Genomic DNA, 19,990 nt, shown 5'->3' on the forward strand with positions numbered 1-19,990 from the left:
GCACCACACCGAATCGACTGGAAATAACCCGAATATCAGCGTCGCCAGTAATTCCCCTTCTCGCTGATCCTCGCGCAACCCCAACGACCGGCTCATTCCACCGCTCCGATATCAAACGCCAGCGGCTTGGCCGACTTCTGCCCAACCCCATACCAGTCCAGCTTGCGGGTCAGCACCATAAATACGCCCAACAACCCGAACAACAGCAGCGAACCCATCAACAACGCGTAATCCTCTGCACTCAGCAAGCCGTAGAGCAAGCCGTACAACACCGCCAATCCCGCCGAAAAACTCAAGCCGTGACGCACGCTGCGCAGCACATGGCAGACATAAAAACCGATCAACAACACACAGCCGCCCGCCGACAACAGGTACGCCAGGGCAAAGCCGATGTGCTCGGACAGCGACAGCAACAGCAGGTAGAAAAACGCCAGGGCCACGCCCACCAGCGCGTATTGCACCGGGTGTACCGCCAGGCTTTTCAGCACTTCGAAGAGGAAGAAACCGGCGAAGGTCAGGACGATAAACAGCAATGCATATTTGATGGCCCGATCGCTCTTCAGGTACTGATCCACCGGGTCGATGAAGCTCACCCCGAAACTGCGGCCGGTATAGGCTTCGCAACCGCCGCCGGACACGCAGCTGCTCAAGGCCTCTTGCAGGTTGGTCGAGAAAAACGAGGTCTGCCAATGGGCGGTGAAGCCCTGATCGCTGACTTCACGTTGGGCCGGCAGGTAGTTGCCGATGAAACTCGGATGCGGCCAATTGGCGGCCAGCGATACTTTGCTGGTCTTGCCTACCGGGAGGATCTGTAACTGACCAGTGCCTTGCAAACGCAGGTCAAAACCGAAGGCCAGTTCCGTGGCTTGCTTCGCGTTGAGCGCCGGCAGGGTGACATGCACGCCTTCCCCCAACCAACCCACCTGACTGCCGGGAACGAAGTCGAGTGTCTGGCCATTGAGCTCGAGTTTCAGGGCATTCTCGATGCCGCGAATGTCGCTGATCCCGACCGCCAAAAATGGCTGATCGAACTGGTAATCGGCGAAATCCTCCTTGATACCCAATTGAGCCGGGACCGAAAAGTGCCCGCTGATGCGGTTGTCCGCATGAAACAGTCGCGCCTCATAAATGCCCCGGGAACGCAGTTCCGTCTGGACCTTGCCGTCGAGTTCGAAGCGCTCCGGGAGGAAATACAAACGGCCGCGTTCTTCACCCACTTCCTGGTAACGCTGGTTGGTTTTTTCGTTGAGCTTCCAGGTGCGCACCACTTTGCGATAGGGCACCACCATCAGCGGCCCGCTCAGTTGCTGGCTGTAACTGGAACTGCGGGCGATGTCTTCGAGGACACCGTCGCGCAGCTGCTGGCGGTCCTGGATCACGCCGTTAATCATCAGGAGCGGGATCAGCAACAACAGAATCAGAAGGGCAATTGCCCCGAGTTTTAGGGTCAGGCTGCGGTTCATGGGACTCTCCCTGTTTGGATGGGGCGAGTCTGGGAGGGGTGTGTGGGGGATTTATGGGAGGAATGTGGAGAGTGTGTGGAGACTGGGCCGGCCCCTTCGCGAGCAAGCTCGCTCCCACAGGGATCTGGGTGAGTTCACAGATGTAATTCACAACCGAAGCCCAATGTGGGAGCGAGCTTGCTCGCGATGGAAGCGACTCGGTTTTAAGGCAGGCGCAAAGTCACTTCAACGCCGTCGTCGAAGTTACCAATACTCATCACCCCGCCATGCAGCTTCATCACTTCCTCAACGAAGTTGAGCCCCAACCCCGTACTCTTGCGCCCGCTGTCCGGTCGCGGCAGTGAATAGAAACGCTCGCTCAGTCGCGGCAAGGCATAGTCGGGAATAGCCTCAGCCTGGTTGAACAACCTGAACTCGATCTGCTCCCCAATGCGCTCTGCGCTGAATCGCAACAAACCCTGAGCCGGGGTGAAATCCATAGCGTTCTCCAGCAGATTGCCCAACGCCTGACGCAACAGGAACGGTTCACCGGTCAGCACCAGGTCCGCTGCAATGCTTTGTTCCACGCGCAACTGCTTGCCTTCAATGCGCGCCGCCTGAGCGCTCAGCAATTCATTTACCAACTTCGCCAGCGGCACCGCCACCTGCTCCTCCAGCCCTTGGCGTTGCTCGACCAGGGCCAGATTCAACAGGCGTTCGATCAACTGCTGCATCCGCGCGCTTTCGCTGTCGATGTTGCTGACAAAACGCTGCTGCTGAGCCAGCGGCATCTCGCCTTGCAGCAACTCCGCCGCACCGCGAATCGCCGCCAGCGGGCTTTTCAGTTCGTGGGTCAAGGTGTGCACGTAACGCTCGACATAGGCTTTGCCTTCGAGCTGCGTGCGCATCTGCTCCACTGCCGTCGCCAGTTGTTCCAGCTCGCCGCCACGGTAGTGCGGAACCTCGACCCGCCGGCCTTCACTGACTGCCTGAGCGTAAGCAGTCAGCCGCCGCAGCGCCGCGCTCAGCCACCAGGACAACAACGCGCCGAATAGCAAACCGAGGACGATCAACCCGGCACCCCAGGCGAGCAATCGCCGTTCGGTGCGATCAACGTAAGGCTGCAACGAGCTATTGGGTTTGGCCACGGTAACCACGCCGATGATCTGGCCGTTGTCGCGGATCGGCGCGCCGACGTGCATCACCGAGGAGTTCGGATCGTCCGGATCGCTGCGGCTGGAACGAGCGCCGTATTCGCCTCGCAGGGTCAGTAAAACGTCGTTCCAGCGCGAGTAATCCTGCCCCACTGCCACACCGCTGGAGTCCAGCACCACGACGCCCTTGGCATCGGTGACGTAGATCCGGTGGTTGACCTGGTTCTTCGGCAATCCCCAGATGCTCGCCTTCGGTTGCCGTTCGCCATAAGCCTTGAGCAGTTCGGGCCAGCGGTTCTGATTCAGGGTGCCGGCCTTGAAGTCGTCGCGCAGGATTTCGGCCATGAGATTGGCGGTGTCGACCAGCGTTTCTTCGGTGGACTGGCGCACGCCGGGACGGATTTCTTCCATCACGGTGTTCAACACGAAGTAACCGGTCAGGCCGATAAACAGCACATAAACCAGAAAAATCCGAATCCCCAGAGGCATCAGCTACGCCCCGGGCTGTAGCTGTAACCGAGGCCGCGATGGGTCTGGATCGGTTCCGCGTCGGCTTTCACCAGGCGCAGTTTGGCGCGCACGCTTTTGATGTGGCTGTCGATGCTGCGCTCGTACCCGGCATCTGCAGCGACGCCCAGCGCATCGAGCAATTGCTCGCGGCTGAAGACGCGCTCGGGTTGGTCCAGCAGGGATTGCAGCAGACGGAACTCATGGCGGGTCAGGATTAGAAGCTGACCGCGGTAGCTGATCTGCACCCGCTCGCTGTCAATGCGAAACAGCGCCGATGACACCGCGGCGGTCGCTCGCGGCGCCATGCGTTTGAGAATCGCCCGGACCCGCGCAGCCACCTCCCGTGGGCTGAACGGCTTGACCACGTAATCGTCGGCACCGATTTCCAGGCCCACAACGCGATCGATTTCAGCATCACGGGCGCTGAGGAAGATCACCGGCACTTCGCTGAAACGGCGCAATTGCTTACAGGTCTCGAAGCCGCTGATGTCCGGCAGACCAATGTCGAGAATGATCAGGTCGGCCGGAGTCTGGCGCTGATGCTCAAGCGCAGCGGCGCCAAGGCTCAGCCAGGTGGTGATGAAGCCCTCGCCCTGCAAGGCGAAAATCAGGGTGTCGGCAATCGCCGCTTCGTCTTCGACAATCAGGATATGAGGCATGGCGTCCGAGCCCGGGAGTTAAGTGGGCGAACGGTGCCCCAAGGCTCACGTCACGTCAATGAGACCACTTGAAATCAGCAGTCGGGCTTGTCCGCCGTAAAGCGCCGTGCCGGGTTCACCGCCGCGCCGAACTCACGCAAGGCTTTGGCACCGATCAATAAAGGGTAGTTGAAGCTACTGCGGTCGGTGAGGTTGACCTCCACGGTGCGCTTGACGTTGCCCAGGCAGAGTTCCAGATCGACCACCGGACGCTTGGTGGGTGCGACGGCTTCCTTGTCATCCTCGTCTTCTTCGGAGCGGGTCTTGATCTTGCTGATCCGCGCGACCTTGTGTTCGTAGACCTTGTTGCTCGCGCCTTTGGTCGCGAGGCGGAAACGCACCCACTCGTCGCCGTCACGGGTAAAGGTTTCGATGTCTTTGGCCGAGAGCGACGCGGTCAGGGCGCCGGTGTCCATCTTGGCCTTGAGGACTTCGCCACCGATTTCCGGCAGCGCGATGTATTCGTAGCGCCCGTACAGGGTCGGCTCAGCAGCCAGGACCGGCAGGGCCACGAGGGAAAGCAGTGCAAGGAGGGATTTCACGTAATGGGCTTCCTTGAGGGAGTGGGCAGCGGAATTTTAGACCGTTGCCTTTGAATTCGTTCGGCGCCTGCAAAACCAAAGATCAGCCGACCTCAAGCATAGCGGTTAAAAGGTGAAACATTCGTCGTCACCGATTTGGCCTGCCGTCCGAAGCTGCTTATCATTGCGCGCCCAAAGGCTTCCAAGAGTTATTTATGCGCCGCCTGCTCACCGGCTGTTTCGTTACCCTGCTGCTGTTGCTCAACACCCTGGCCCTGTTCGGGCCGCTGATGGTGTTCGCCTTGCTCAAACTGGTCCTGCGCGGAAGAACTGGGTCAACCAGCTCTGGATCGAGAAGGACCAGCGCATCGACGCGTTGCGCACCGAGCGCCGCTGAATCAGGTACCGGTGCCTGCGCCCCAGATCCCGCCCAGGTTTGTCAGCAGCGACCCGCCGACGCCCTGCTGACCGAAAAATTGCAGAAGCACGGGGGCAAACAGGCCGATCATGCCAGTGTCCATGCCCAATGCGTTGAAGGCACTGTTCAGGTCGTTGGCGTTATTCACGTTGCCCAAGACGTTGCCCAGACCTGCCGCTTTGCCGGACGAGCCAAGCAAGCCGCTGAGGACGCCCAGTTCACCGCCACCCGACAGTAAGTCGATTCCGGGCACGCTTTGGGCCAACTCCGAGTAGTCGGTCGAACTCAATTGATTCTTCGCCAGACCGAGCATTGCCCCGGCACCGCCAATGGCTTGTTGTGGCGTCACGTTCAATTGGCTGAGCGCACTCAGCAGACCGGCCGTCTGCGAGGTCGGCGCGGCCGCGGCGGCGTCCTCGCCCTGCGTGCCGGAGATGGCATTGGCCGCATCGAACAGGCTGAACTGAGCAAAGACCGGACTGGCCGCCAGACACATCAGCGAAGCCAGTGCAAAACCGCGTGAAATCCTCATTCAGACATCCTCATGTGCCATGAAAACCGCCCGGCAGTGGGCGGCGAAAAATCGTGTGTTGGACTGGCATCCCCATGGATTGTTCCCAGCCCAGTGAGTTTGTCGCGGATTCTGTAGGAGCTGCCGAAGGCTGCGATCTTTTGATCCTGATTGTTGGCGGAATTGAATGCGCTGAAGATCAAAAGATCGCAGGCTTCGCCAGCTCCTACAGGTCCACATCAAAAAAGAATGCAGTCGCGCTGCATCCAGTCCGGCCCCGCCCGCGTATATCAAGCACGGACAGACACTCCTGGCCGATTCCCTTCACGAGGATCATCCCCATGAAACGCACTTCGATCAAAACGCCGTTGATTGCCAGCCTGCTGACCCTGGCCCTTGGCGGCGGATTCGCCCTGAACACCGTGCAAGCGGCAGACACGAGTCAAGCGGTCATCGTCGGCGGCCAGAGCATGATGCCGAGCAAGGACATCATCGATAACGCGGTGAACTCCGCCGACCACACCACCCTTGTCGCCGCCGTGAAAGCCGCTGGCCTGGTGGATACCCTCAAGGGCAAAGGCCCGTTCACCGTGTTCGCCCCGGTCAACTCGGCCTTCGCCGCCCTGCCGGCCGGCACTGTTGATACCCTGCTCAAACCCGCCAACAAGGCGACCCTGACTCACGTCCTCACCTACCACGTGGTCGCCGGGAAACTCGACATGATGACCCTGGCCGAGAAGATCAAGGCCGGTGGCGGCAAAGCCGAACTGACCACCGTCGCAGGGGGCAAGCTGTGGGCGATGATGAACGGCCCGCACAACATCACGATCAAGGATGAAAAAGGTGACGTCGCCGACATCACCACCTATGACGTGTACCAGTCCAACGGCGTGATTCAGGTCATCGACAAAGTGCTGATGCCAAAAAGCTGAGGGCTGCCGCCGACCCTATTCATCGGGGTCGGTTTTCCGAGGTGGCCACCCGTGAATGGAACAACTGCGCACCGTGAACTAACCTCTGCCTGCAACCGACACCTCACGCAGCCCACCTCGATTGCCTGGAGAACCGCTATTCCCATCGCCGACGCCGATCAGCTCAGGCAGCTTCTGGCCCAGTGTTCACTGGGCGACCGCCGCGCTTTCGAGACGCTTTACCGCAGCGTCGGCCCTCGGCTGCATGGCGTAGCGCTGCGTTTCATGGGGCGGCCGGACCTGGCTGAAGAAGTGCTGCAGGAAAGCTTCGTGCGCATCTGGAACAACGCCTCGCGCTACGAGGCGCATCTGTCGGCACCGCTGACCTGGATGATCAACATCACCCGTCATCAGGCCATCGATCAGTTGCGCAAACACCGCGACCGGCCGTTAAGCGACCTTGAAGAACAGGCGCTGGTGGATGAAAGCCCATCGGCCCACGAACAACTAAACAGTGCCCGTGAGGCCAACGCCTTGAACCGGTGCCTGGAAAGCCTCGACGGCATGCAGCGTCAATCGATCACTGTGGCTTACTTTCAGGGGTTGTCCTGCTCTGAGCTCGCCGAACACCTGGCCGCGCCGTTGGGCTCGGTGAAATCCTGGATCCGCCGCGGTATGGAGCGACTGCGCAGGTGCCTTGAATCATGAACTATCAAACCCCGACCTTGCGCCGCGCGCTCGCCGCCGATTACGCCATCGGTTTGATGCCTTCTGCCGCTCGTCGGCGTTTTGAACAATTGTTACTGGAAGACGCGGCACTTCGCGCGGAATTGGCGCAATGGCAGGAAAGCCTCGCCAGTCTGACTGAAGCTTTGCCCGAGCAGCCGGTGCCGGATCGCGTGTGGAAAGGCATCACCGCGCGAATCGAACCACAAGTGCTTCATGTGCCAGAGAAGCGTCCGTTCTGGAACTGGTTGCGGGTGACGGCGGCGGTTTGTTCGCTGGTGATCGCCGTGACGTTGGGCGTGATCTATAACCGCGACAGCGCGCGTTACAGCGCCACGCTGCTGGCGGCCGACGCGCAGCCTGCGCTGAAGGTTGAAGCGCACGAGAACTACCTGAAGGTCGAGCCGCTGACCCTGGCGGCGGTTGATCCGGGGCGAAGTCTGGAGTTGTGGGCGATTCCGGCGGATGGCAAGCCGATTTCACTTGGGGTGATTCCGGCTGACGGCAAGGGGCGCGTAGAGTTGAGCGATGCGCAGAAGACGTTGATCGGCAAGCCGATTGCGTTGGCGGTCAGTCTTGAACCGAAGGGCGGTTCGCCGACGGGGCAACCGACTGGGCCGGTGTTGTATCAAGGGGCGCTGGCTGCCCTTTAACGATCGTTCCCAGCCATAAAAAACGGCGACCCTGGGGTCGCCGTTTTGTTTTATGTGAAGCCTTACGCAGCACTAAACAACTTGTGCGGATCGATCACAAACTTCTTCGGCACGCCCGCATCGAACTCGCCATAACCACGCGGCGCGTCATCGAGGCTGATGACTTCCACGCCAACGATGTCGGCAATATGGATACGGTCCCACATGATCGCCTGCATCAGCTGGCGGTTGTACTTCATGACTGGCGTCTGACCAGTGTGGAAGCTGTGGGATTTGGCCCAGCCCAGACCGAAGCGGATGCTCAGGCTGCCCATCTTCGCGGCTGCGTCGACTGCACCCGGATCTTCAGTCACGTACAGGCCAGGGATACCGATTTTGCCCGCCACGCGAACAACGCCCATGAGGGAATTGAGCACGGTCGCAGGAGCCTCGTGTTTCACGCCGTCATGGCCGTGACCGCGCGCTTCGAAGCCCACGGCGTCGACGGCACAATCCACTTCTGGCTCGCCCAGCAGTGCAGCGATTTGTTCGTGCAGCGGGGTATCCAGGGACAGGTCGGCGATTTCGAAACCCTGAGCCTTGGCGTGCGCCAGGCGGACGGTGTTGACGTCACCGATGATCACCACGGCCGCGCCCAGCAGGCGAGCGGAAGCGGCGGCGGCCAGACCGACAGGACCGGCACCGGCGATGTACACGGTGCTGCCCGGGCCAACGCCGGCCGTCACTGCGCCGTGATAACCGGTCGGCAGGATGTCGGAGAGGCAGGTCAGGTCGCGGATTTTTTCCATCGCGCGATCGCGATCCGGGAGTTTCAGCAGGTTGAAGTCTGCATACGGCACCATCGCGTATTCAGCCTGGCCACCGGTCCAGTCGCCCATGTCGACATAACCGTAAGCACCGCCCGGACGCGCCGGGTTGACGCTCAGGCAAACACCGGTGTGCATTTCCTTGCAGGAACGGCAGCGCCCGCAAGCGACGTTGAACGGCACCGACACCAGGTCGCCGATTTGCAGGTTTTCGACGTCGCTGCCCTTCTCGATCACTTCACCGGTGATCTCGTGGCCCAGTACCAGGCCGGTTTGAGCGGTAGTACGGCCACGCACCATGTGCTGGTCGGAACCACAGATGTTGGTGGAAACCACACGCAGGATGACAGCGTGGTTAATCTTCCTGCCGCGCGGGTCCTGCATTTTTGGATAGTCGATTTTCTGTATTTCGACTTTGCCATTGCCGAGATACACCACACCACGATTGCCAGACATGCTTTCACCTCGCTGTTGTTTTTATGTAGCGGTCGCGACGCCATGGATCGGCGGCGCGTTGATTGCTCGGGTTATTGCCTGTGTGTCTTTGCGTTGTTTGTCAGGGCCTCTTCGCGAGCAAGCCCGCTCCCACAGTTGATCTTTGGTGTGACTGAGATCTGTGACCAAGCGCAACCCCCTGTGGGAGCGGGCTTGCTCGCGAAGGCGATTTAAAGAACAACGGTTCTGTTCGCGTTGAGAAACACTCTTCGTTCAATGTGATAACCAACCGCCCGGGCCAGGGTCAGCCCTTCGATATCCCGCCCTTTGGCGATCAAATCTTCCGGGTAATGACTGTGGTCCACGGCCTCTACCCCCTGGGCGATGATCGGGCCTTCGTCCAGGTCGTTGTTGATGTAGTGCGCCGTCGCACCGACCAGCTTCACACCCTTGTTGTAGGCCTGGTGATAAGGCTTGGCGCCCTTGAAACCCGGCAGCAGGGAGTGATGGATGTTGATCGCCTTGCCGTCGAGTTTGCGGCACAGCTCGGGCGACAGGACTTGCATGTAGCGGGCAAGGATCACCAGTTCGGCGCCGGACTCTTCGATCACCTGCCAGACCTGACGCTCCTGGGACGGTTTGTCGTTCGGGTCCAACGGGAAGTGGTAGTACGGAATCTGGTGCCAGTCCGCCAACGGTTTGAGATCCGGGTGGTTGGAAACCACGGCGGCCACGTCCATCGACAATTGGCCGATGCGCTGGCGGTAGAGCAAATCGTTGAGGCAGTGATCGGCCTTGGAGACCATGATCACCACTTTTGGCCGATAGTTCGGCGCCGTGAGTTCGAAGATCATGCCGAAGACTTGGCCGCGTTCTTCGAGCCCTGCGCGGAAGGCCTGTTCGTCGAAGCCGTCGGGCTGGCGGAATTCCACGCGAATGAAGAAACGGCCCGAGAGCCGATCATCGAAGGAATGGTGCTCAGTGACGTAGCAGCCCTGCTCGAACAGAAAGCGGGTCACCGCGTCCACGGTGCCGAGGACGCTTGGGCAGTCGGCGGTCAGAATCCATGTGTCTGGGGCGCGGCTCATAGTGCGGTGACTCCTGTTCGAAAGTAGCAGCAACGCCGCTTTGTGTAGCAGCTGCCGAAGGCTGCGTTCGGCGGCGAAGCCGTCGTAAACCCTGTATCCCAGATCCATCTGAAAGAACGCTACCACTGGTTTCACGACGACTTCGTCGCCGAACGCAGCCTTCGGCAGCTGCTACAGGGACCTCAGTGGTTCATCAAGCCTGAACGCTAAGCCCGTATTCGGCGGCCGCATCCTGCAACCACAACCACCAGTAATCCGAGAAGCTGCGACGAATCAGCAGTTCCCAGGTGTCTTCGGCGGTGTGGCGGATCACCAGTTGCGACTTGGCAAACACGGTCCCCACAGCCTTGCCCACCGGGAAGCTGTTCGGGTGCACGTCGTAGCTGGTGGACTTCATCAACACCTGGCGCACGTTCGGGCCGCTCAGTTCGAGGAGCTGCTGGCCGCCGCTGACGTTGGTGATCGCAATGTGCAGGTCGCCCAGCGCTTCACGCAGTTTTTTCTCGGCGGCGAATTCTTCACCGGTCGGCACGATCAGCAGCCATTCATCCGGCCCCATCCATTGCAGGCTGGTTTCGCCTTTGACGACGACGGTCAGCGCGCCCGGCAATTCGATACCGAGGGCTTTGTGCACGCCGGCAGCGAACGCGGCATCGTGGCCATCGCCACGAATGGTCAGGTGGCCGAGGAGTTTTTTCTCACGCACGATCACGCCGGCGCTTTTGCGACCCTTGCCCACCAGGCTTGGCAGGCCTGCGTGATGCAACGACGACTCGGCCTTGGCCCCAGTGGTTGGGCGTTGTTGGTAAACATTGGCTGCGGTCATAAAGCACCTGTCCTGAATTCTGTTGGTTCCGGCCCTTGTGGTGACCAGGCTGACGCTTTCGCGAGCAAGCCCGCTCCCACATTTGACCGCGTTCCCCTGTGGGAGCGGGCTTGCTCGCGAATCGCTCAGACGACTCGGTGCAACTGCCCGCCCACAGGACCCGAGGCCATTAAACGTTCTGGCGATCACCCTTTGGATCGAAGAACACCGAAGAAACGATTTCCGCTTCGATCACGCTGCCATCGGCCAGCGGTGCGAACACGCGCTCACCCATACGCTTCAAGCCGCCCTTCACCACACCCATGGCAAACGAATAGCCGAGGGAGTTGTGCAAGTAGCTGGAGGTGACGTGACCAACCATGGTCATCGGGATCGCTTGCTTGGTGTTGAACACCAGTTGCGCACCTTCCGGCAGCCATTTGGTCGGATCGATCGGCTTCAGACCGACCAACTGTTTGCGTTGATCACGCACGCAGTCTTCACGGTTCATGCCACGCTGGCCGATCCATGAGAAAGGTTTAGTGCGACCGACGCACCAGCCCATGTTCAGGTCGTCCGGAGTCATCGAGCTGTCAGTGTCCTGACCGACGATGATGAAGCCCTTCTCGGCCCGCAGAACGTGCATGGTTTCAGTGCCGTACGGGGTCAGGTTGTATTTCTTGCCGGCCTCGACGATTTTTTCCAGAACGCCCATGGCGTAATCGGCCTGCACGTTGACTTCGTACGACAGCTCACCGGTAAAGGAAATCCGGAACACCCGCGCTGGTACGCCGCCGACCAGGCCTTCTTTCCAGGTCATGAACGGGAAGGCTTCGTTGCTCAGGTCGATGTCGGTGACTTCGCTGAGCAGCTTGCGGCTGTTCGGCCCGGACAGGGTCATGGTTGCCCAGTGATCCGTCACGGACGTGAAGTACACCTTCAGGTCTGGCCATTCGGTCTGGTGGTAGATTTCCAGCCATTGCAGCACGCGTGCAGCGCCGCCGGTGGTGGTGGTCATCACGAAATGGTTGTCGGCGAGACAGGCGGTTACGCCGTCATCGAACACCATGCCGTCTTCTTTGCACATCAGGCCGTAGCGAGCCTTGCCCACGTCGAGCTTGGTCCAGGCGTTGGTGTAGATGCGGTTGAGGAACTCGCGCGAATCCGGGCCCTGGATGTCGATCTTGCCCAGGGTCGAAGCGTCCAGCAGGCCGACGCTGTCGCGCACGGCTTTGCATTCGCGTTTCACGGCGGTATGCAGGTCTTCACCGTTTTTCGGGAAGTACCAAGGACGCTTCCACTGACCGACGTCTTCGAACTCGGCGCCGTTCTTCACATGCCAGTGATGCAGCGCGGTGAAACGCACCGGCTCGAAGATGTGCCCACAGTGACGGCCGGCCACAGCGCCGAATGTCACCGGCGTGTAGTTCGGACGGAACATGGTGGTGCCCATCTGCGGGATGGTCACGTTCAGCGAACGGGCGGCGATGGCCAGACCGTTGACGTTGCCGAGCTTGCCCTGGTCAGTGCCGAAGCCCAGTGCGGTGTAGCGTTTGACGTGCTCGACCGATTCGAAGCCTTCGCGGGTCGCCAGTTCGATGGCGGCAGCGGTGACGTCGTTTTGCAGGTCGACGAATTGCTTCGGCGCACGTGCGGTGTTCTTTTCATGCGGCACCTGGAACAGCGCCAGTGTTGGCTCTTCCAGACGGCTCAGGGCTTTGGGCAAGGTACCTTCGACCACGCTGAAACCGGCTTCGCTGGCTGCGCGAGCGCCGCCTTCGAAACCATCGGCCAGGGAATCGCCGAGGCCGTAGACGCCGTTGATGCCACCGACGCACACGCGTTTCTGCGGTGCTTCGCCCGGTACGAAACCGAGGATATCTTCACGCCAGATCGGCTTGCCACCCAAGTGCGACGCCAGGTGAACCACCGGGCTGTAACCGCCGGAACTGGCGACCAGATCGCATTCGAGCCACTCACCAGGACTGGTCACGGCGTGGGCTTTGACATCGATCGCGGCAACGCGAGCGGCGGTCACGTGCTTGCTGCCACGTGTCTCGATCACGGCGCTGCCGGTCAGGATGCGGATGCCTTTGGCGCGTGCTTCTTCAACCAGCGCACCGCGCGGATTGCTGCGGGCATCGGCGATGGCGACGACTTGCAGGCTGGCGTCGAGCCAGTCCAGGGCAACGCGATAGGCGTGATCGTTGTTGGTCGACAGCACCAGTTTTTTGCCCGGTGCCACGCCGTAACGACGCACGTAAGTCGACACAGCGCCGGCGAGCATGTTGCCCGGCACGTCGTTGTTGCCATAAACCAGCGGACGCTCGTGAGCACCGGTCGCCAGCACTACACGCTTGGCGCGAACACGGTGAATACGCTGACGCACCTGGCCAATCGGGGCGCGGTCGCCGAGGTGATCGGTGAGGCGTTCGTGAATGGTCAGGAAGTTATGGTCGTGGTAGCCGTTGACCGTGGCGCGCGGCAACAGCAGCACGTCCGGGGTGTCCTTGAGCTCGGCGATGACGCTGGCGACCCACTCGCTGGCAGGCTTGCCGTCGAGGCTTTCGCGGGAATCGAGCAGGCTGCCGCCGAACTCTTCCTGTTCATCGGCGAGAATTACGCGCGCACCGCTGCGGGCAGCCGCCAATGCAGCGGCCAGGCCAGCCGGGCCACCGCCGACGATCAGCACGTCGCAGTGCTGGTTCATGTAGTCGTAGGTGTCCGGATCGTTCTCGGTCGGCGAGCGGCCAAGACCGGCGGCTTTACGAATGTACTTCTCGTAAGTCATCCAGAACGATTGCGGGTACATGAAGGTTTTGTAGTAGAAGCCCGGCGGCATCAGCTTGCCGCCGACCTTGCCGAGAATCCCCATCATGTCGTTGTTCACGCTCGGCCAGCCGTTGGTGCTGGTGGCGACCAAACCTTGATACAGCGCTTGTTGCGTGGCGCGTACGTTCGGGATTTGCGTGGCTTCGGTCGCGCCGATCTGCAGCACGGCGTTCGGCTCTTCGGCACCGGCGGCGAAGATGCCGCGCGGACGGGAGTATTTGAAGCTGCGACCGATGATGTCGACACCGTTGGCCAACAAGGCTGCGGCCAGGGAATCACCTTCAAAGCCTTTGTAGCTCTGGCCGTTGAAGGTGAAGCTCAGCACTTTGTTGCGGTCGATCCGTCCGCCGTTGGACAGGCGATTGATCTGGCTCATACCTTCTCTCCCAGAGCCGTGGCGGCCGCTTTCGGGCTATCGGTCTTGTCGGTGAATTGTGGCTTGGTGCCGATCTTGTAGGTTTCGAGAATCTCGTAGGTCACGGTGTCACGGGTGGCGTTGAAGTACTGACGGCAACCGGCGACGTGATCCCACAGTTCGTGGTGCAGACCGCGAGGGTTATCGCGGAAGAACATGTAGTCGCCCCACTCCTCGTCGGTGCAATTGGTCGGATCCAGTGGACGCGGGATGTGCGCCTGGCCGGATGCGTGGAATTCCTCTTCGGAGCGCAGTTCGCCGCAGTGAGGACAGAAGATATGCAACATGGGGATTTCTCCTGTTAGTGGGCAACCGCAGCAGCGCCGTGTTCGTCGATCAACGCACCGTTGTGGAAACGGTCGATGGAGAAAGGTGCAGCCAATGGGTGCATTTCACCCTTGGCCAGACTCGCGGCAAACACGTTGCCCGAGCCAGGTGTTGCCTTGAAGCCACCGGTGCCCCAACCGCAGTTGAAGAACATGTTCGGGACCGGGGTTTTCGAGATGATCGGGCATGCGTCCGGCGTGGTGTCGACGATGCCGCCCCACTGACGGTTCATGCGTACGCGGGACAACACCGGGAACATCTCGACGATGGCCTGAATGGTGTGCTCGATCACCGGGTACGAACCACGCTGGCCGTAGCCGTTGTAGCCGTCGATACCGGCGCCGATCACCAGGTCGCCCTTGTCGGACTGGCTGATGTAACCGTGTACGGCGTTGGACATGATCACGCTGTCGATAATCGGTTTGATCGGCTCGGACACCAGCGCTTGCAGCGGGTGCGATTCGATCGGCAGGCGGAAACCGGCGAGTTTGGCCATGTGCCCGGAGTTACCGGCGGTCACTACACCGACGCGTTTGGCGCCGATGAAGCCTTTGTTGGTTTCAACACCGATGCACACGCCGTTTTCCTTGCGGAAGCCGATCACTTCGGTCTGTTGAATCAGGTCCACGCCCAGTGCGTCGGCGGCACGGGCAAAGCCCCACGCCACGGCATCGTGACGGGCCACGCCGCCGCGGCGCTGGACGGTAGCGCCCATCACCGGGTAGCGAGTGTTCTTGGAGCAGTCGAGGTACGGAATCTCGTCGGCCACTTGCTTGGCATCGAGCAGTTCGCCGTCCACGCCGTTGAGGCGGTTGGCGCTGACCCGACGCTCGGAATCACGAATGTCTTGCAGCGTGTGGCACAGGTTGTAAACGCCACGCTGGGAGAACATCACGTTGTAGTTCAGGTCCTGGGACAGGCCTTCCCACAGTTTCATCGCGTGTTCGTACAGGTGCGCCGACTCGTCCCACAGGTAGTTGGAGCGAACGATGGTGGTGTTGCGCGCGGTGTTACCGCCGCCCAGCCAGCCTTTCTCGACCACAGCCACATTGGTGATGCCGTGCTCTTTGGCCAGGTAGTAGGCGGTCGCCAGACCATGCCCGCCACCGCCGACGATGACCACGTCATAGACCTTTTTAGGGGTCGGCGTGCGCCACATTTTCTGCCAGTTTTCGTGATGGCTGAGGGAGTGTTTGAAGAGGCCGAAGCCCGAGTAGCGTTGCATAGTCATTTACTCCAAAACCGCGCTCAGCGATAAACCGGGAAGTCCGCGCACAGGGCTGAAACTTGCTGCGCAACATTGGCCTCTACGTCGGCGTCGCCGAGGTTGTCGAGAATGTCGCAGATCCAGCCGGCAAGCGTGACGCACTGGGTAACCTTGAAGCCGCGAGTGGTCACCGCCGGGGTGCCGATGCGCAGGCCGGAGGTCACGAACGGCGACTGTGGATCGTTCGGGACAGCGTTCTTGTTCACGGTGATGTGGGCGCGACCGAGTGCTGCATCCGCCTCTTTGCCGGTGAGGCCCTGACGAATCAGGCTGACCAGGAACAGGTGGTTATCGGTGCCGCCGGACACTACATCGTAGCCGCGTTTGATAAATACGCCGGCCATGGCCTGGGCGTTGTCGATCACTTGTTGCTGGTAAGCCTTGAAACCTGGCTCCAGCGCTTCCTTGAAGCACACCGCTTTACCAGCGATCACGTGCATCAGCGGGCCGCCCTGACCACCGGGGAACACGGCAGCGTTGAGTTTCTTTTCCAGCTCTTCGTTGGCACGGGCCAAAATCAGGCCACCACGTGGACCGCGCAGGGTTTTGTGGGTGGTGGTGGTGACCACGTCGGCGTACGGCAGCGGATTCGGGTACAGACCGGCAGCGACCAGACCGGCGACGTGCGCCATGTCGACGAACAGATAAGCGCCGACTTTGTCAGCGATCTGACGGAAGCGCGGGAAGTCCAGGGTCTTCGAGTAGGCGGAGAACCCGGCGATGATCATTTTCGGCTTGTGCTCGACCGCCATGCGCTCGACTTCGTCGTAATCGATCAGGCCGGTGGCGGTGTCGATGCCGTACTGCACAGCGTTATAGAGCTTGCCGGAGAAGCTGACTTTGGCGCCGTGGGTCAAGTGACCACCGTGAGCCAGGCTCATGCCCAGCACGGTGTCGCCGGCCTGCAGCAGCGCAAGGAATACCGCGGCGTTGGCCTGGCTGCCGGAGTGCGGCTGCACGTTGGCATAGTCGGCACCGAACAGTTGCTTGGCGCGTTCGATGGCCAGCGCTTCAACTTTATCGACGTGCTCGCAGCCACCGTAGTAGCGCTTGCCCGGATAGCCCTCGGCGTATTTGTTGGTCAGGCCACTGCCTTGCGCTTCCATGACGCGTTTGCTGGTGTAGTTCTCTGACGCGATCAGCTCGATGTGATCTTCCTGGCGTTGCTCCTCGGCATTCATCGCCGCCAGCAGTGCATCGTCGTAACCCTGGATCTGGTCTTGCTTGCTGAACATCGCGTCTCTCCCAGCGGCGGCGGTGCGCCATTCGTCTCGGTGAGGCACGTACCTTTCGGCAGTGCCCTTTGGATGCGATGGTATGACCGGCGCAGACAGGCCAAATGCCTACGGACGCCACGCAAAGGTGCGTTTACGACATGGCGGGAAATGGCATGCCGAGCACACTCCTCAAATCAGCAAAGAACCTTGTGGGAGCGGGCTTGCTCGCGAATGCGTCAGGTCAGTCAACATAAGTGGTGGATGACAAACCGCATTCGCGAGCAAGCCCGCTCCCACAGGGTTATGCGGCGATTTCGCGGACGAGCAACAGAAGCAGAAAATGCAGCGGATACAAGGCATACGCCCAGCGACGCATCGGTAGGGGCGGTTTCAATCGGCCGGCATGTCGCAACAAAAGCAGGCCGGCCAGTGGCGCGATCAGACAAGTGGCGATGCCGAGGATGGCTGCACTGTTGCCGAATCTAGCGGAGTAAAACAGCACTTCCCATTGATTGGCCGCCAGGCAGACCAGCCCCGGCAGCAGGCTGAAGTACCAAGGCCGCTTGATCACCAGCAACAATGTCAGCGGCAGCAGGACGCCGAAGAAACCGAACATCAGTCGCTCCGGGAACAGCGCCGCCAGCGTTAAGGCGCCGACCGCGAGTAGTCGCAATTGCAGCGTCTTGTGCTGCCAGCCACGGGCCACCAGCAATCCCAGCACCAACGTGGGCAGCACGTTCAAGGTGTCGGGATCAGGCATGTAGATCCGGTAGGGGATTTCGCTGATGGCGCTAAACAGCAGCAACCAGCCCAGATAACGCCACTGGCCGTCCGTCGTCACTGCCTGGGCCCGGGCCAGGTTTGCGGCCATCGCCAGACAGAACCACGGGAACGCCAACCGCCCCGGCACATACAGCAGATCGACGGAATAACCGACATATCGCAGGTGATCGAACACCATGCTCAACAGCGCCAGCCACTTGAGCAGATCCAGTGCCCCATCCCTTTGCGTCATGTGCATAATTGCCCGTCGTTTTTGTATTTTTCTGTCAGACACATCGCGTGTGCTCACCGGATGATCTTCGGTAAAGTGCGTACCATCATTGACCACGGGTCGCTTCACCATAAGCGTCTCGACCACGGAAAGCAGGGCCATGACCGATAAGAGCCAACAATTCGCCAGCGACAACTATTCCGGTATCTGCCCTGAAGCCTGGGCGGCCATGGAACAGGCCAACCACGGCCACCAACGCGCCTATGGCGACGACGAATGGACCGCACGCGCGTCCGATGATTTCCGAAAACTGTTCGAAACCGACTGCGAAGTGTTCTTCGCCTTCAACGGCACCGCGGCCAACTCCCTGGCCCTGTCGTCGCTGTGCCAGAGTTACCACAGCGTGATCTGCTCGGAAACCGCCCACGTCGAAACCGACGAATGCGGCGCACCGGAATTCTTTTCCAACGGCTCCAAACTGCTCATCGCCCGCACTGAAAACGGCAAGCTGACCCCGGAATCGATCCGCGAAATCGCGCTCAAGCGCCAGGACATCCATTACCCGAAACCGCGCGTAGTCACCCTGACCCAAGCCACCGAAGTCGGCAGCGTCTACACCCCGGAAGAAATCCGCGCCATCAGCGCCACGTGCAAAGAGCTGGGCCTGAACCTGCACATGGACGGCGCGCGGTTCTCCAACGCCTGCGCTTTCCTTGGCTGCTCGCCAGCCGACCTGACCTGGAAGGCCGGCGTCGACGTGTTGTGCTTCGGCGGCACGAAAAACGGCATGGCGGTGGGTGAAGCGATTCTGTTCTTCAACCACAAACTGGCTGAAGACTTCGACTACCGCTGCAAACAGGCCGGGCAACTGGCCTCGAAGATGCGTTTCCTGTCCGCGCCGTGGGTCGGGATTCTGGAAAACGACGCCTGGCTTAAATACGCCCGCCACGCCAACCACTGCGCGCAGCTGCTGGCGGAACTGGTGAGCGACATTCCAGGCGTGGAACTGATGTTCCCGGTGCAAGCCAACGGCGTGTTCCTGCAACTCTCGGAACCGGCCATCGCCGCATTGACGGCCAAGGGCTGGCGCTTCTACACCTTCATCGGCAACGGCGGCGCACGCTTCATGTGCTCGTGGGACACCGAAGAAGAACGCGTACGGGAATTGGCGACGGATATTCGCGAAGTCATGTCCCGCTAAGCCCTCCCCTTGTAGGACTGCAGGAGCTGGTAGGAGCTGGTAGGAGCTGTCGAGTGAAACGAGGCTGCGATCTTTTGATGTTGGTTTTTTAAGATCAAAAGATCGCAGCCTCGTTTCACTCGACAGCTCCTACAGTCCTGCTGCCCCTGATCGTTTGCCCTGAAAGACATGGTCTACATTGTTTGTCGAGCCTCCGCTCAGACAACAATAATCAGGAGCGCACGCATGTCATTGAAAGGCAAAACCCTGTTCATCACCGGCGCCAGCCGCGGGATTGGTCGTGAGATCGCGCTACGAGCTGCGCGGGATGGGGCCAACATTGTGATTGCCGCTAAAAGCGCCGAGCCGCATCCCAAGTTGCCGGGCACGATTTTCAGCGTGGCCAAGGAAGTCGAAGCCGCGGGCGGCAAGGCGTTGGCGTTGCAGGTGGATGTGCGTGATGACGTCGCGGTGCGTGAGGCATTGGCCCAGGCCAACGAGCATTTCGGCGGCATTGATGCGCTGATCAACAATGCCGGCGCGATCAAGCTGACCGGGGTTCAACACATCGAACTCAAGCGCTTCGACCTGATGCACCAGATCAACACCCGCGCCGTGCTCCTGTGCAGCCAGGCCGCCCTGCCCTATCTGAAGAAAAGCGCCGGACATATCCTCAATCTGTCCCCGCCACTGAATCTGGCGACCAAGTGGTTCGCCCAGTACAGCCCCTATACCGTGACCAAATACGGCATGAGCATGCTGACCCTGGGCATGAGCGAGGAATTCAAGAACTACGGCATCAGCGTCAATTCCCTGTGGCCGCAAACCATGATCGCCACTGCCGCCATTGAATTTCAGCTGGGGTCACGGGAGTCGTTCAAGCATGCGCGTACGCCCGCGATCATGGCCGACGCCGCCCATGTGATTCTGAGCCGCAGCGGTCGCAGCATTACTGGGCGATTGCTGATTGATGAGGAAATTCTGCGGGAGCACGGGGTGACGGATTTTGAGGGGTATCGGTTTGAACCGGACTCCACCGACAAACTGATGACGGATCTGTTTGTCGATTGACCTGTAGAT

18 protein-coding genes and 1 pseudogene are annotated in these 19,990 nt (G+C 60.4%); 6 read left to right on the forward strand and 13 right to left on the reverse strand.

Annotated features, from left to right (window positions below):
- Positions 1 to 92 precede the first annotated feature (92 nt).
- The 4 genes from creD to ACMXYH_RS29915 form a co-directional block, all read right to left on the reverse strand.
- On the reverse strand, positions 93 to 1,463 hold the full coding sequence (gene creD, locus ACMXYH_RS29900) for a cell envelope integrity protein CreD (protein ID WP_415765770.1): 1,371 nt from the start codon (positions 1,461 to 1,463) through the stop codon (positions 93 to 95).
- Positions 1,464 to 1,666: 203 nt separating this feature from the next.
- Positions 1,667 to 3,085, reverse strand: a complete 1,419-nt coding sequence (creC, locus tag ACMXYH_RS29905; protein WP_415765771.1) for a two-component system sensor histidine kinase CreC — start codon at positions 3,083 to 3,085, stop codon at positions 1,667 to 1,669.
- Positions 3,085 to 3,765, reverse strand: a complete 681-nt coding sequence (gene creB, locus ACMXYH_RS29910; protein WP_415765772.1) for a two-component system response regulator CreB — start codon at positions 3,763 to 3,765, stop codon at positions 3,085 to 3,087. Before creB ends, creC begins: the two co-directional genes overlap by 1 nt.
- 74 nt (positions 3,766 to 3,839) lie before the next feature.
- Positions 3,840 to 4,346: an ATP-dependent zinc protease family protein gene (locus ACMXYH_RS29915; RefSeq protein WP_129440556.1), complete on the reverse strand. Its 507-nt coding sequence runs from the start codon at positions 4,344 to 4,346 to the stop codon at positions 3,840 to 3,842.
- Positions 4,347 to 4,540: 194 nt separating this feature from the next.
- On the opposite strand from ACMXYH_RS29915, the pseudogene ACMXYH_RS29920 reads away from it, so the two are divergent.
- Positions 4,541 to 4,654: pseudogene (locus ACMXYH_RS29920) on the forward strand (acyltransferase); the annotation flags it as partial.
- Between the two features lie 69 nt (positions 4,655 to 4,723).
- Here ACMXYH_RS29920 and ACMXYH_RS29925 read toward each other — a convergent pair.
- Entirely contained in the window at positions 4,724 to 5,275 is a 552-nt protein-coding gene (locus tag ACMXYH_RS29925) for a DUF2780 domain-containing protein (protein ID WP_134420532.1), read from the reverse strand.
- Positions 5,276 to 5,595: 320 nt separating this feature from the next.
- On the opposite strand from ACMXYH_RS29925, the gene ACMXYH_RS29930 reads away from it, so the two are divergent.
- The 3 genes from ACMXYH_RS29930 to ACMXYH_RS29940 are packed head-to-tail and all read left to right on the forward strand — an operon-like array spanning position 5,596 to position 7,544.
- Entirely contained in the window at positions 5,596 to 6,186 is a 591-nt protein-coding gene (locus tag ACMXYH_RS29930) for a fasciclin domain-containing protein (RefSeq protein ID WP_129440552.1), read from the forward strand.
- Between the two features lie 51 nt (positions 6,187 to 6,237).
- Positions 6,238 to 6,873 carry a sigma-70 family RNA polymerase sigma factor gene (locus ACMXYH_RS29935; protein ID WP_415765774.1) on the forward strand — a complete coding sequence of 212 codons (636 nt, stop codon included), beginning with the start codon at positions 6,238 to 6,240 and terminating at the stop codon, positions 6,871 to 6,873.
- The gene (locus tag ACMXYH_RS29940) at positions 6,870 to 7,544 is read left to right on the forward strand and encodes an anti-sigma factor (RefSeq protein ID WP_415765775.1); all 675 of its coding nucleotides are present in this window, start codon (positions 6,870 to 6,872) and stop codon (positions 7,542 to 7,544) included. Before ACMXYH_RS29935 ends, ACMXYH_RS29940 begins: the two co-directional genes overlap by 4 nt.
- A gap of 62 nt (positions 7,545 to 7,606) precedes the next feature.
- On the opposite strand, the gene fdhA is transcribed toward ACMXYH_RS29940, so the two are convergent.
- The 8 genes from fdhA to ACMXYH_RS29980 form a co-directional block, all read right to left on the reverse strand.
- Positions 7,607 to 8,806 carry a formaldehyde dehydrogenase, glutathione-independent gene (fdhA, locus tag ACMXYH_RS29945; protein WP_007947729.1) on the reverse strand — a complete coding sequence of 400 codons (1,200 nt, stop codon included), beginning with the start codon at positions 8,804 to 8,806 and terminating at the stop codon, positions 7,607 to 7,609.
- A 209-nt stretch (positions 8,807 to 9,015) separates the two neighbouring features.
- Positions 9,016 to 9,873: a formyltetrahydrofolate deformylase gene (purU, locus tag ACMXYH_RS29950; protein ID WP_134420536.1), complete on the reverse strand. Its 858-nt coding sequence runs from the start codon at positions 9,871 to 9,873 to the stop codon at positions 9,016 to 9,018.
- 193 nt (positions 9,874 to 10,066) lie between these two features.
- Complete coding sequence (locus tag ACMXYH_RS29955; RefSeq protein ID WP_129440544.1) at positions 10,067 to 10,699, reverse strand: sarcosine oxidase subunit gamma; 633 nt, start codon at positions 10,697 to 10,699, stop codon at positions 10,067 to 10,069.
- A gap of 169 nt (positions 10,700 to 10,868) precedes the next feature.
- Positions 10,869 to 13,886, reverse strand: coding sequence for a sarcosine oxidase subunit alpha (locus ACMXYH_RS29960; RefSeq protein ID WP_415765776.1), 3,018 nt, complete (start codon positions 13,884 to 13,886; stop codon positions 10,869 to 10,871).
- Entirely contained in the window at positions 13,883 to 14,212 is a 330-nt protein-coding gene (locus ACMXYH_RS29965) for a sarcosine oxidase subunit delta (protein WP_008147095.1), read from the reverse strand. The genes ACMXYH_RS29960 and ACMXYH_RS29965 overlap by 4 nt, the downstream gene beginning before the upstream one ends.
- Positions 14,213 to 14,226: 14 nt before the next feature.
- Complete coding sequence (locus ACMXYH_RS29970) at positions 14,227 to 15,477, reverse strand: sarcosine oxidase subunit beta (protein WP_007947735.1); 1,251 nt, start codon at positions 15,475 to 15,477, stop codon at positions 14,227 to 14,229.
- A 23-nt stretch (positions 15,478 to 15,500) separates the two neighbouring features.
- A complete protein-coding gene (gene glyA, locus ACMXYH_RS29975) occupies positions 15,501 to 16,754 on the reverse strand; it encodes a serine hydroxymethyltransferase (protein WP_415765777.1) in 1,254 nt (417 codons plus the stop codon).
- Between the two features lie 283 nt (positions 16,755 to 17,037).
- Positions 17,038 to 17,757: a TraX family protein gene (locus tag ACMXYH_RS29980; protein ID WP_415765778.1), complete on the reverse strand. Its 720-nt coding sequence runs from the start codon at positions 17,755 to 17,757 to the stop codon at positions 17,038 to 17,040.
- Positions 17,758 to 17,890: 133 nt separating this feature from the next.
- Between ACMXYH_RS29980 and ACMXYH_RS29985 the strand changes: the two genes are divergently transcribed.
- Positions 17,891 to 18,931, forward strand: coding sequence for a low specificity L-threonine aldolase (locus tag ACMXYH_RS29985; protein WP_129440536.1), 1,041 nt, complete (start codon positions 17,891 to 17,893; stop codon positions 18,929 to 18,931).
- A 225-nt stretch (positions 18,932 to 19,156) separates the two neighbouring features.
- Positions 19,157 to 19,981: an SDR family oxidoreductase gene (locus ACMXYH_RS29990; RefSeq protein WP_415765779.1), complete on the forward strand. Its 825-nt coding sequence runs from the start codon at positions 19,157 to 19,159 to the stop codon at positions 19,979 to 19,981.
- Positions 19,982 to 19,990 lie beyond the last annotated feature (9 nt).

Source organism: Pseudomonas frigoris, assembly GCF_047758635.1.
GTDB classification, from domain to species: domain Bacteria; phylum Pseudomonadota; class Gammaproteobacteria; order Pseudomonadales; family Pseudomonadaceae; genus Aquipseudomonas; species Aquipseudomonas frigoris.